General features: G+C 66.8%; 13 protein-coding genes. 11 read left to right on the top strand and 2 right to left on the bottom strand.

Annotated features, from left to right (window positions below):
- Nucleotides 1-207 precede the first annotated feature (207 nt).
- The 8 genes from ACXAHD_RS20225 to ACXAHD_RS20260 all read left to right on the top strand — a co-directional run bounded on the left by ACXAHD_RS20225 (nucleotide 208) and on the right by ACXAHD_RS20260 (nucleotide 8211).
- Complete coding sequence (locus tag ACXAHD_RS20225) at nucleotides 208-1878, top strand: aldehyde dehydrogenase family protein (protein ID WP_281551230.1); 1671 nt, start codon at nucleotides 208-210, stop codon at nucleotides 1876-1878.
- A 72-nt stretch (nucleotides 1879-1950) separates the two neighbouring features.
- Nucleotides 1951-3090: an acyl-CoA dehydrogenase family protein gene (locus ACXAHD_RS20230; protein ID WP_281551229.1), complete on the top strand. Its 1140-nt coding sequence runs from the start codon at nucleotides 1951-1953 to the stop codon at nucleotides 3088-3090.
- A 34-nt stretch (nucleotides 3091-3124) separates the two neighbouring features.
- Nucleotides 3125-4420 (top strand): aspartate aminotransferase family protein, encoded by a 1296-nt coding sequence (locus tag ACXAHD_RS20235; protein ID WP_281551228.1) that lies wholly within the window; start codon nucleotides 3125-3127, stop codon nucleotides 4418-4420.
- Nucleotides 4421-4422: 2 nt separating this feature from the next.
- Nucleotides 4423-4914, top strand: a complete 492-nt coding sequence (locus tag ACXAHD_RS20240) for a type II toxin-antitoxin system RatA family toxin (protein WP_475052491.1) — start codon at nucleotides 4423-4425, stop codon at nucleotides 4912-4914.
- A gap of 15 nt (nucleotides 4915-4929) precedes the next feature.
- Nucleotides 4930-5433, top strand: coding sequence for a hypothetical protein (locus tag ACXAHD_RS20245; RefSeq protein ID WP_281551226.1), 504 nt, complete (start codon nucleotides 4930-4932; stop codon nucleotides 5431-5433).
- Complete coding sequence (locus ACXAHD_RS20250) at nucleotides 5430-6098, top strand: flavin reductase family protein (RefSeq protein WP_289213473.1); 669 nt, start codon at nucleotides 5430-5432, stop codon at nucleotides 6096-6098. The genes ACXAHD_RS20245 and ACXAHD_RS20250 overlap by 4 nt, the downstream gene beginning before the upstream one ends.
- A gap of 83 nt (nucleotides 6099-6181) precedes the next feature.
- Complete coding sequence (locus tag ACXAHD_RS20255) at nucleotides 6182-7162, top strand: ferritin family protein (protein WP_281555679.1); 981 nt, start codon at nucleotides 6182-6184, stop codon at nucleotides 7160-7162.
- Nucleotides 7159-8211, top strand: a complete 1053-nt coding sequence (locus ACXAHD_RS20260; protein ID WP_281551224.1) for a beta-ketoacyl-ACP synthase III — start codon at nucleotides 7159-7161, stop codon at nucleotides 8209-8211. Before ACXAHD_RS20255 ends, ACXAHD_RS20260 begins: the two co-directional genes overlap by 4 nt.
- Nucleotides 8212-8215: 4 nt before the next feature.
- Here ACXAHD_RS20260 and ACXAHD_RS20265 read toward each other — a convergent pair whose 3' ends face one another.
- Together ACXAHD_RS20265 and ACXAHD_RS20270 are read right to left on the bottom strand one after the other, a co-directional pair.
- Nucleotides 8216-8449, bottom strand: a complete 234-nt coding sequence (locus ACXAHD_RS20265) for a hypothetical protein (protein WP_281551223.1) — start codon at nucleotides 8447-8449, stop codon at nucleotides 8216-8218.
- An 18-nt stretch (nucleotides 8450-8467) separates the two neighbouring features.
- Nucleotides 8468-8659, bottom strand: a complete 192-nt coding sequence (locus tag ACXAHD_RS20270) for a hypothetical protein (protein ID WP_281551222.1) — start codon at nucleotides 8657-8659, stop codon at nucleotides 8468-8470.
- 232 nt (nucleotides 8660-8891) lie between these two features.
- Here ACXAHD_RS20270 and ACXAHD_RS20275 point away from each other — a divergent pair, with 232 nt between their 5' ends.
- The 3 genes from ACXAHD_RS20275 (at nucleotide 8892) to ACXAHD_RS20285 (ending at nucleotide 11614) form a co-directional block, all read left to right on the top strand.
- Nucleotides 8892-9122 (top strand): acyl carrier protein, encoded by a 231-nt coding sequence (locus tag ACXAHD_RS20275; protein ID WP_281551221.1) that lies wholly within the window; start codon nucleotides 8892-8894, stop codon nucleotides 9120-9122.
- Nucleotides 9122-10342 (top strand): beta-ketoacyl-[acyl-carrier-protein] synthase family protein, encoded by a 1221-nt coding sequence (locus ACXAHD_RS20280; RefSeq protein WP_281551220.1) that lies wholly within the window; start codon nucleotides 9122-9124, stop codon nucleotides 10340-10342. The genes ACXAHD_RS20275 and ACXAHD_RS20280 overlap by 1 nt, the downstream gene beginning before the upstream one ends.
- A 159-nt stretch (nucleotides 10343-10501) precedes the next feature.
- Nucleotides 10502-11614, top strand: coding sequence for a fatty acid desaturase family protein (locus ACXAHD_RS20285; RefSeq protein WP_281551219.1), 1113 nt, complete (start codon nucleotides 10502-10504; stop codon nucleotides 11612-11614).
- Nucleotides 11615-11648 lie beyond the last annotated feature (34 nt).

Raw genomic sequence — 11648 nt, forward strand, 5'->3', positions numbered from 1 at the left:
CGAGTTGATCACACCCGGGCCGTCACGCCACGTCACATCGACAGGGCTCGGTTCCGGATCGGCGGACCCCTTTCGGGAAGTCCTCCTGGTGTGGTCGGTCAGGCGGTTATCAGCAAGCCGTCAGGGAGTGCTGGCAATATTTGCTTGTCTCACTGATTAAGGACGCCTGAAGCGGCGTCCTTGCCAATGGCTCGAGGAGCTAATCGAGTGGCTATCGCCAGTGATGTCAATGCCGTGCCTCCGGAAGCCGAAGGTGGAAACAGGGACCTGCCCAGTGATCTGTCACCGGCGCCGGTGCGCAGTTACGCATCGTATATCGGTGATCGCGACGTGCCGGGTGCGGGTTGGGTGTACACGGTCAGTTCCAGGTCGTTGTTGGAGGATGTATTCACCAGTATCAGTGTAAAGCGCGCGCTGGAGCAGAATCCGGACTCGCCGACCGCGCTGCACCCGTATGTGGTGGGCCGCGTCGCCGTGGCGGAAGTAGCGGACATCGACGCGGCGGTCGACGCTGCCGTCAGTGCCAGTGAGGAATGGGCGGCTGTTCCGCTGAACGACCGGATGCGTCTAGGCGAGCTGTTTCTGGCGCAGTTGCGGGAGAACCGCGAGACCCTCCTTGAGCTGTTGATGGCGGAAGCGCATCCACGGAAGCTGGCCGAGTGGGAGCTGTCCTGTCTCGAGCAGGTCTACAGTGAAGAAAGCTGTTCGTGGTACCGCCAGCAGATGCAGGCCGATTTCAATCACGGACCCCGGCGCCTCATCGTCCGTCGAAGTCCGGATGGGGTGGTGTGCATCAATCCCCCGCAGAACGCCCCGGCACCGAGCGCCGCACTCGCGGTGCTGGTGCTGATGGCGGGCAACGCTGTCGTCGTACGGGCGCCGAGGAGTATCGCACTAAGCACCATGTACGTGGTGCGCGAGCTGATCGCGCCGCTGCTGCGCAAGGTCGGCGCGCCACCGGGCACGCTCAATGCGGTCTGCGGCAGGCCGCAGCAGACGATCGACCGGTGGTTGGCGCACCCGGGCGTCAACGACGTCATCTACTTCGGCGGTAGCGAGGAGGGCCTGCGGTTCGAGCGCGAGTGCGTGACCCGTGGCAAGAAGCCTGTGCTCGAGTTGGCCGGCAACGACGGCCTGGTGGTCTGGCGCGACGCCGACCTGCCGATGGCCGCTGAAGCGGTGACCGAGTGCTTCTACGGCTCCGGTCAGATCTGCATGGTTCCGAACTACGTGTTGGCGCACCCCGCGATCGCCGACGACCTGCTGGCCGAGGTGATCCGGCAGGTTGCCGACCTCCGCCCTGGCTACCCTGAGGACCCTGGGGTGCTGCTGTCGCCGGTACGGCGTAGTGAGCGTTTCTTCCGCCTGCTGCGGCAGGCGCTGGACACCGGTGCCGAACTCGTCTGCGGCGGGCGGCGGATCGAACTCGATGGGACCCCATCGGACACCGGCGTCTTCCTCGAACCGACGGTCGTGCGGGTCGACGGTTTGGCCGGGGCGCGACGGTTCGACGTCGTCACCCACGAGACCTTCTTCCCGCTCATCCCCGTGGTGGTGCCGGAAGCCGCCGATGACGAGGCGTTGCTTGACGGTCTCGTCGACTTCGTGAACACCAACCGCTACGGGCTGCGCAATTCGCTGTGGGCGCGGGACCAGCGGGTCGTCGATACGTTCGTCAACCGGACGCGCAACGGCGGCTTGCTAAAGGTGAACGATTCGCACATCGGGTTCCTGCCATACCTGCCGAGCCACGGCGGCACCGGGTTGACCGGCGGCGCGTTCGGCGAGGCCAACTATCCCATCCTCAAGACGTCGCACCTGCAAGGTGTGAGCCTGGCTGATGGCATCCGGCCGCGGACCGCTGTCTTCGGCGAGTGAACTCCGTCCGGGCTCGGCGTCGGAGACTAGTCATCCACACCGGACACATGTTACAGGGGGAGCTGAAACCGAATGCGGTCTCTCGACATCGCGCGCGCAGCATGCGAGAAGTTCCATCCAGGGCTGTGCGGAGCGCTCGCCGACACCTCGCTGTCCGTCCACGAATCCGCTCAGGCCACGTCGATCAAGACGTACCGGGCCCACGGTGGTGCGGGGCTGTTGGTACCTGAGGCGTACGGGGGCGCGGGCGCCGACGCGCTCGACGCCGTCCGGGTGATCCGCGCCATCTCGGCGTACACACCGTCTCTGGGGGCGGCTGTGACGATGCACCATTTCACCGCCGCGATGCTCTTCGCCTTGGCCGGAACAGCCGGCCGGCTCACCGGGACCCAGCTGTCGCTGCTGGGCAGGATGGCGCCGGAAGGGTTGCTGATGGCCTCGGGCTGGGCCGAGGGCCGCCCGAATGCGAACATCCTGACGCCGAGCGTTAGTGCCCGTCCGGTGTCCGGTGGCTACCTGGTCAGTGGTGGCAAGAAGCCGTGCAGCCTGTCGACGTCGATGGATCTGCTTACCGCCAGCGCGGCGGTGCCGGATGTGGACGGCCGGCCGAGCCTCGCCGTACTGCTGATACCCGCCGACAGTCCCGGCGTGTCAGTGCACCCGTTCTGGTCGACGTACGTGCTGGCCGGCGCCGAGAGTAACGAGGTGCGACTGGCCGACGTCCACGTGCCGGAGGACCTCGTCATCCGGACCGCACCGGACGACCCGGACCGGCTCGACGATCTGCAAACCGCCGGCTTCGTCTGGTTCGAGCTGATGATTACCTCGGTCTATCTCGGGGCGGCCAGCGCACTCGTCGAACGGGTGCTTGCAAACGGCCGCGGATCCGTCACCGACCGGGCGAGGATGACGATCCGGTTGGAGTCGGCGATCGCCGGGGTCGAGGGAGTGGCCCGAGCAGTCCTTGATGGCGTCGATGGAGACGAGGCGGTGGCGGCGGTCCTGATCGCCCGGTACGCGGCCCAGGACGCCATCCGGCAGGCCACCGATCTCGCGGTCGAACTGTCCGGCGGCATGTCCTTCATCACGTCGAGCGACGACGCCTACTTGACCGCTGCGGCCCGGCCACTGGCATTCCATCCGCCATCGCAGGCCAGCGCGGCTGAGCCGCTGGTCGACTACTTCGCAGGCCGGCCGCTGGTGCTGTCCTGACCGGCGCGGACAACAACGATCGGAGGTGAACGGCATGACCATGGTCGGACCAGCTGTCGAACTGCCCGGCGCCGGCGCCGAACGGCGCACTCTGGATCTCTACCGGGCTCACCTGAGCAAGGGGAGGGCGACCCTGGCCGAACTGTTCGGGTCACACATGGAGGTCGGGTCGTCCGGCGCGTGGCTGGAGACCAGCGATGGCGAACGGTTTCTCAACTGCGGCGGTTACGGCGTCTTCATCATGGGTGCCCGGCACCCGACGGTGATGAACGCCGTCCTAGAGCAACTGCACCGCCATCCCATCGCCACCCGGATCCTGCTCGAGCCGACCGTCGCCGCCGCTGCGGAGGCGCTGATCTCCGTGGCCCCGAAGGGCCTGGACCGTGTGCACTTCGCGCTCTCCGGTGCGGAGGCTGTCGAGACCGGCCTGAAGCTGGCTCGCAGTCACGGTAAGCGTCGTATCGTCGCCACGCACCAGGGCTACCACGGCAAGACCATGGGAGCCCTGTCAGCCAGCGGAAAGGAGGTCTACCGCAGGCCTTTCGAGCCGCTGCTGCCCGGAGTGACCCGGGTCCCCTACGGCGACACCGGGGCGGTCGAACGCGAACTCGCCGCCCACCCAGGAGAGGTCTGCTTCATCGTCGAGCCGGTGCAGGGTGAGGGTGGAGTGATCATTCCGCCCTCGGACTACCTGCGCAGGGTGGCCACGCTGTGTCAGCGCTACCAGGGCTTCCTCATCCTGGACGAGGTGCAGACCGGGATGGGCCGGCTCGGCCACTGGTGGGGGGCGGACCTAGCCGGTGTGGTACCCGACGTGCTGCTGGTCGGCAAGGCGCTCGGCGGCGGACTGCTGCCGGTCTCCGCGGCGCTGGCCAGCCGTAACGCCTTCCGCCCCTTCGACAAGGATCCGTACCTGCACACCGGCACCTTTTCCGGCGCGCCTGTGCTGATGGCCGCGGTGCGCGGTGCCATTCAGGCGATCAAAGAGGGGCGGCTGGTCACGCGGGCGATGGAGATCGGGCATCGCCTACTGCCCGAGATACGCCGGATCGTGACGGCCAACTGCCCGGAGCTGGTGGTGGACGTACGAGGTGAAGGGCTGCTGATCGGCATCGAGTTGGTGGAAGCCGGACTTGCTGGCGAACTGCTCATCGAGCTGTTCAACCACGGGATCGTCGGAAACCACTCGATGAACGGCAGCTCGGTCGTGCGCTTCACGCCGCCCGCGATCCTGAGTGACTCGGACGTCAATTTTCTTCTCGAAGCGTTGGACGGTGCGACCCGCGATCTCGTGGACAAGCGTGCCCGTATGCCGGAAGGTGGTTACTGATCGTGCGTGAAGTAGGGCTTTCAGCCTTTATTCCCCGAGTTTCGCCGGAGACCGTGTTCGACGGCGTGGTCCGCTTCGAGCGCTATCCGGAGCTCGCGCCACATGTGGAGTCGACAGTAGTTCATCAGACCCTGCCCGAACTGACCGGGAGTTCGAGCTGGGAATTGCATTTCCGTAGTGGGCTGCTCCGCTGGACCGAGGAAGAGTGTTTCCGTCGCGACGAGCTGATCGTCGACTTCGCCCAGACCGACGGCGACTTCGACGTATTCAACGGGCGTTGGACGTTCGATCATGTCGCCGACGGTTGTCAGCTGCAGTTCTCCGCAGAGTTTGACTTCGGCATCCCGAGCCTGGAGGGGATCCTCGATCCGATTGCTGAACGGGTCATCAGGGAGACGGTGGCCTGGGTCGTTGTGGGGATGTTCGATGAGGTTCGCCTTGGCGGTGGCCTGGAAGTACCCGGACTGGGGCCGACGTCGGTCGCATCGACCTGATTGGAGAGGTAGATCATGGATCAGAAAAATCCGTTCGAAACTCCGAACACGTTTCGACTACACCGGGCTGAATATCTGGTTGGCTTCGTGGTCAGCGCAGTGCTGCTTGTCATGCACTGGGACGAAATTCGCTGGCTGCCGGCCATCGCGCTGTTTCTCTACATCGATCTGATCGGCTACCTGCCGGGGGCCATCGCCTACCGGCGCAGCAATTCGAAGAAGATTTCGAAGGTGTACTACGTGCTCTACAACGTCATGCACAGCCTGATCACCCAGGCTGTCGTGGTGGGTCTGTGGATGTTGTTCATCGGGCCGGAGTGGGCGCTGCTGGTCATTCCGTTCCACCTTTTCGGTGACCGTGGTTTGTTCGGCAACTTCCTGAAGCCGTTCGGAATGCCGTTCGAGCCGGTTCCTCATCCCCTCTACGCCAAGCTGATCGACTCGATCCAGTCGCCGGGTCGCTCGAAAGCCGACACTGCACCTGAGCCGCTCGTCGTCCATAGTGGATCGTCGAAGTGAACAGCGTTGAGGCGCGGACCGGCAGAACCAGGCTGGCCGATCCGGCGGCGAACCAGCGGGACGATCCGGCGACGGACCAGATGCCCGGCAACGCCGAGGCCGGGCGCAGCCGGGCTGCTGTACGCCAGATCGCATCGGGGGTTGCGGTTCTGGCGGTGGACACCGGTCGCGCCATGCACGGCGTCACCGTCAGCTCGTTGACTGCGGTGTCGCGGGATCCCCTGCTGGTTGGCCTCTGCCTACACCGGGGTTCGCAGTTCCTCAGTCTGCTCCAGGCCCACCGGTCGTTCGCGGTCAGTGTTCTCGACGCCACTCAGGCAGAACCGGCGAAATGGTTCTCCGACCCGCGCCGCCCCCACGGCCGGGCGCAGTTCGAGCATGTCCCGTGGCAGCCGGACCGGATCAGCGGTGCGCCCTTCATCGTCGGCGCGCTGGCCTGGCTGAGTGCCCGGCTGGTCCGCATCGTCGACGCCGGCGACCACGAGCTGCTCCTTGCCGAGGTCACGGGCGGCTCGGTCGGAAGAGGCCGGCCACTGCTAAACCACGCGGGCCGACTGCACGAGGTAACCACCATGACCCTGGTCTCGCCAGCGTCGGCCAGCCGTAGCGACGACACGGACAGCCAGGCGGCGGGCCAGCACAGCGGCCGCAGGCAGCAGCCGTAGGACCCGACGGCACCTGCCGGACGTTCCAACGCGTCCGGCAGCCGGTGCCGCACCAAACCGATCCAGAGGTGAAGGAGCCGATGATGACCCGGACGGTGCCGCCCGAGGCGGACTGGGACGACGCGCCGACCCTGCTCGACGGCGCGATGAATCTCAACCTCACCGCCGAGCAGTGCAATCTCGCGTACTGGCTCTCGGCTGTCGCGCAGGGAACCTTGCGCGGACGTGCCGAGACCGGGCACCTGCCGACTGCGGCCACGCCTGAGCACATGTTGCGGCCAGGACCGCTTCGGGACGCGCTGGTGATGGAGCTGGGCTACCGGTCCATCGCGGAGGAGAAGGCGACCCGCATCCTCGCCCACTACGTCGCCCAGGCACCGGGGGTGCCGGAGCTGGAGTTTTACACGACGCAGCTGGTCGACGAGGCACGGCACGCCATGGTGTTCCGCAACCACCTGGTCGAGCTCGGCCTGGCGAAGGAGGACCTGGAGGCGACGATCGCCAAGATGTCGGCCGACTACACCAGGGAGATCCTGGACCCGGTCGAGGAGTTCGCAACCCGGACGGTGCGCGACGAAGGGGACTTCATCGGCGGCGTCGCGATCTTCACCATTGTCATCGAAGGGGTGTTGGCACCCGCAGCCGAGCTGAGTGAACGCAAGTGGCAGGTGCTCGACCCGGCCGCGAGTGAGATCGCCCGCGGTGCCTCCATCGACGAGATCCGGCACCTCAGCGTCGGCAGCTCGATCCTGCGCGATCATCTCGCGGCCCATCCGGACTACCGGTCGCGCCTGCTGGACATCCTTCGGCAAGGCCGGCAGCTATGGGACGACCTGCCGGAGGAGGCCTACATCATGCGGCGCGAGACACTGTTCCAGGAAGGATTAGCACAGTATGCCGACATAGTGGGCGACTACGAAGTGTGGCCCGGCCGTCGGCTGTTGGACACCACACCGGCTGAACGCTACGCCACTGCGGAGCGCTGGACCGACGAGATGGCGGCGGTACGGCTGCGATACATGGGCCTGACCGATGCGCTGCCGGTGCTGGGGCTGCCGGTATGAGCGGGAGTCGACACCGTACCCGGCGGATGGCCGGCGCGCCGGTCACGACCCGGTCGGCGGTGATCGCCGGCGTCGGATCCTGGGTGCCGCCCCGGATCGTCACCAACGAGGAACTCGCTCGCCACCTCGACACGTCCGACGACTGGATCCGCAGCCGGACAGGCATCGCCCGCCGGCATGTCGTGGACCCAGGGGTCGGCACTGCGGCACTCGCCATCGAAGCGGGTGCGGCGGCGTTGAAGTCCGCCGGCGGCGACGTGGACTCGGTGATCGTGGCCACCTCCACCCCGGAACGGCTGTGTCCGGCCACCGCGCCGCAGGTTGCCGCCGGGCTCGGGCTCAGTGGCGTGGCCGCGCACGACGTCGCGGCCGTCTGCAGCGGGTTTCTCTACGCGTTGAACAGCGCTGCCGGGCAGATCGCGACCGGCACGGCGGACCGAGTCCTGGTCGTCGGGGCCGACGCGTTCTCCACGATCGTCGATCCCACTGATAGGCAGGCGGCCGTGATCTTTGCCGATGGCGCCGGGGCGGTGGTGCTCCGCGCGGGGTCCGCTGCGGAACCGGGTGCCCTCGGGCCCTGCGTACTCGGTAGCGATGGCGAGTTCGCCGAACTGATCATGATCCCCGGTGGTGGGTCGGCCCAGCGATCGACAGGACGCCTGCCAGGTTCGGAGGATCTCTGGTTCCAGATGCGTGGCAGGGACGTCTACCGGCATGCCGTCGAACGCACGTCGAACGCCGCGCTGGCCGCCCTCAAGCAGGCTGGCTGGGATCCCGCGGACATCGACTGGTTCGTGCCGCATCAGGCCAACGCGCGGATCTGCACCGCGATCGCCGAACGCCTCGGGATCCCGATGGACCGAGTCGCGTCGAACATTGAACGCGTCGGCAACACGGCCGCCGCGTCCATTCCGCTACTGATCGCAGAATTGGCGGCGGCACGGGCATTCGACCCCGGTGCTCGGGTGCTGACCGCTGCCTTCGGCGGTGGCCTTACCTGGGGCGCGACCACCTTTACTTGGCCTGTGACGCACGGCTTCGGTTACTGACCGGTCAATCGTTGATTGACCATGGCGGATACATGCCTCGCTGTGCGACGGACCGAACAGCAGAAGGAATCTGAATGTGTGCCCGGAACTGGCTGGTGATCAGTTTGTCGATGTCCTTGATCTGCCGGTCCAGGTCCAGCAGTTGCTGGGCGAGCCGGGCGACGAGGACCGCGGTGGTGGCCTCACCGGGCGGTCGCGAAAGTTGCTGCTCGGCTGCGGCCAGGGCGGTGGCGGCCATATCGTAGATGCCCTTGGGTTAGGCTTGCTGCTCGCGCAGGAACTCCTCGATGCCCGCGAGACCGGCGTCGCGGATTGTCTGCGAGGTCTGAAAGCCGGTGAGCAGGTTCAACGCGGAGCGCGTCGAGTAGTCGAAGGCGCGTTCCAGTGCGGGGAAGATCCCGGTGAGCATGTCACGCAGCCGGTTGACGCTGCGGACCCAGTCGGCCATCAGGTCCTCGTGGTGCGATCTCAGGCGGGTCAGCTCCGTGGACAACTGCGCCAACAGGTCCCTGAACAGCGACGGTCCGCATCAGATCTGAATCGGTGGTCAGGGCGTCCAGAACGACAGGGCGGCCGTTCCTTCCGAGCCACCGTGCGGCAGACGCCTGATCAGCCACACCCCATCGTCCCGGGCATCCGGGGCACCAACACCGAACAAGATCAACCTTAGGGAGATACCGATGTTCGAGCAGCTGACGGAAATCATCGCCCGCAAGTTCCAGTTGGACCGGACAACGCTCGCCCCAGAGATGACGTTCCAGGACCTGGAGCTCGACTCGCTCGACATGGTCGAGCTGAGCCTGGTGATCGATAAGGAACTGGGAGTACCCGTCTCCGACGACGAGTTGATTCAGGCAGGGACGATCGGAGCGGTCCGCGATCTCGTCGAATCCCGCAGCACGAGGGTCTGATGTCCACCTGCGACGTGGCGGTGACCGGGCTGGGCCTCGTCAGTCCGGCCGGTATCGGAGTCGAGGCCAACTGGCACCGGGTGTGCGCCGGGATGCCGACCGCGCAGACCGATCCGCTGTTGAACGACTGCCCGGTGGACATCTCCTGCCGGGTGCCGGGCTTCGCGGCGGACCGGATGCTCGGACCGCGGCGGGCCCGGCGCCTCGACCGGTTCGTTCAGCTGACGGTGCTGGCGGCCGAGGAGGCGGTCACTGACTCCGGACTCGACGTTCGCGACTGGGACGGTGCACGGGTCGGGGTGGTCCTCGGATGTGCCGATGGTGGTCCGGGCACCGTCGAGGAGCAGCACCGCGTCCTGCTCACCGAAGGTGCCGGACAGGTCTCGCCGCTGCTGCTGCCGAGGCAGCTACCCAACATGATGGCCGGCCAGGTCTCCATCGAACTCGGCGCGACCGGTCCGAGCCTGGTGGTCGCCACGGCCTGCGCGTCCGGTGCGACCGCGATCGGACTCGCCCGAGACCTGCTGCTGCTGCGGCGCTGTGACATCGTCGTCACCGGCGGCGGTGAGGCCATGCTGACCCCGCTGGTGATGGCCGGGTTCGCACAGATGGGCGCGCTGTCACGACGCTGTGACGACCCGTCCGCTGCGTCGCGTCCGTTCGACTCGGCCCGGGACGGCTTCGTGGCCGGCGAAGGCGCGGGTGTGCTGGTGCTCGAACGGCTCGCCGACGCCCAGGCCCGCCGGGCGCGGGTCCGGGCGCGGATCGCCGGCTTCGGTGCCAGCGCCGACGCCCACCATGTGACGTCCCCGGATCCTCAGGGACGGGGAGCCGAGGCCGCGGTCCGCGGCGCTCTGGCTGACGCCCAAATCGCACCCAGTGAGGTGGAGCACGTCAACGCCCATGGCAGCGCGACTCCGTTGAACGACCTGGTGGAGGCACAGATGCTGCGCCGGGTGGTCGGCCGGGGCGCGCTGGTGACCTCGACCAAGGGAGTAACCGGCCATCTGTTCGGTGCGGCCGGCGCGGTGGAGACCGCGTTCACAGTGCTGGCGGTGGAACGCGGCATGGTGCCACCGACTGCCAACCTCGATGAACCCGATGGACGGCTCGACATCGATATCGCACAGAAGCCGACCCCGCTGCGACTCGATATCGCGCTCAGCACCTCGCTCGGATTCGGCGGCCAGAACGCGGCGGTTCTGGTCGCTCGAGCCTGACCGTTGCCGGCCCGCACCGGCCGCAACCCGTCGCGGGCACTACTCGTCTCAGGCGCAGCAGCGCCCGTCCAGCGCACTCAGTCAGCGTCCGGTCAGGTGTCGGTCAGCGCTGAGCAGCAGGCTCATGAGCAGGTTCGCATCCAGGAAGGAGAATGATCCATGCAGGCCAACCAGCAAGATCTGGCCACCGGCGCCGGGCCGGCGAGAAGCGGCCTGGTCGGCGCCGATCCCGCTTCAGCGACGGCCAGTGAGGTGGGTGCGCATTTCGCGGTACTCGCCAGGGAGGTCCGCGCCGCCGGGCTGCTGGATCTCGCGCCGAAGCGGTACTACGCACGATTGGCCTTCAACGCGGCGATGTTCGGCGCCGGTCTGGTGGCGTTCTTTCTGATTGGCGACTCGTGGTGGCAGCTGGCGGTGGCGGCCTGGATGGGTCTCAGCTGTGCGCAGAGTGCGTTCATGTGGCACGACGCCGGGCACAAGGCCATGTTCCGTGGCAGGGCGGCCACCGCGATGGGGCTGATCCACGCGAACCTCGTCAACGGCGTGAGCTACGGGTGGTGGGTGAACCACCACAACCGCCACCACAGCTTCCCGAACAACATCGACCTCGATCCGGACATCGGCCGGCGTACGGCGATCTTCGACATGAGCCAGTACGCGACCCGCACCCGGTGGGGCCGTTTCGTGGTTCGCCACCAACGCACGCTCTTCTTCGTCCTGCTGATCTTCGAGGGCTACAAGATGCGGCGCACCTCGCTGCTCGCCGTCTTCAATGGGAATCTCCGCCAGCCGGTGCAGGAACTCGTGCTCATCCTGGCCAACATGGCCGTCTACCTGGGGCTGCTGTTCGTCGTCCTGTCGCCGGTCAAGGCCGTCGCCTTCGTCGTGGTGCAGCAGGCCGTCCTCGGCGTTTACTTCGGCCTCATCTTCGCGCCCAACCACAAGGGCATGGAGGTGCGTGCCGGCGAGGAGTCGCTGGACTGGTTGGAACGTCAGGTCCTGACCTCGCGCAACATCCGTCCGTCCCCGTTGGTCGACTTCCTCTACGGCGGGCTCAACTACCAGGTCGAGCATCACCTCTTCCCGACGATGCCACGGATGAACCTCAACCGGTGCCGGCCGATCGTGCAGCGCTACTGCGGTGAGCACGACATCCCGTACCGCGAGGTGACTCTGTTCGAGTCGTACCGCGAGGTCGCGTCGTTCCTGCACGAGGTCAGCGAACCCGCCCGACGTCCCTTGCCGGTCGCGACCGGATCCGCCGGCACCTGATCCCGTACGTCTCCCGATCCGCCGGACCCGCGAC

The sequence above is a fragment of the Micromonospora sp. ABR4_055 genome, from assembly GCF_056160425.1.

Bases quoted from the DNA above. Each gene is read 5' to 3' on its own strand.
- ACXAHD_RS20230 (WP_281551229.1), top strand. From the start codon at position 1,951: ATGCGGTCTCTCGACATCGCGCGCGCAGCATGCGAGAAGTTCCATCCA.
- ACXAHD_RS20235 (WP_281551228.1), top strand. From the start codon at position 3,125: ATGACCATGGTCGGACCAGCTGTCGAACTGCCCGGCGCCGGCGCCGAA.
- ACXAHD_RS20245 (WP_281551226.1), top strand. From the start codon at position 4,930: ATGGATCAGAAAAATCCGTTCGAAACTCCGAACACGTTTCGACTACAC.
- ACXAHD_RS20255 (WP_281555679.1), top strand. From the start codon at position 6,182: ATGACCCGGACGGTGCCGCCCGAGGCGGACTGGGACGACGCGCCGACC.
- ACXAHD_RS20260 (WP_281551224.1), top strand. From the start codon at position 7,159: ATGAGCGGGAGTCGACACCGTACCCGGCGGATGGCCGGCGCGCCGGTC.
- ACXAHD_RS20265 (WP_281551223.1), bottom strand. From the start codon at position 8,449: ATGGCCGCCACCGCCCTGGCCGCAGCCGAGCAGCAACTTTCGCGACCG.
- ACXAHD_RS20270 (WP_281551222.1), bottom strand. From the start codon at position 8,659: ATGGCCGACTGGGTCCGCAGCGTCAACCGGCTGCGTGACATGCTCACC.
- ACXAHD_RS20275 (WP_281551221.1), top strand. From the start codon at position 8,892: ATGTTCGAGCAGCTGACGGAAATCATCGCCCGCAAGTTCCAGTTGGAC.
- ACXAHD_RS20280 (WP_281551220.1), top strand. From the start codon at position 9,122: ATGTCCACCTGCGACGTGGCGGTGACCGGGCTGGGCCTCGTCAGTCCG.
- ACXAHD_RS20285 (WP_281551219.1), top strand. From the start codon at position 10,502: ATGCAGGCCAACCAGCAAGATCTGGCCACCGGCGCCGGGCCGGCGAGA.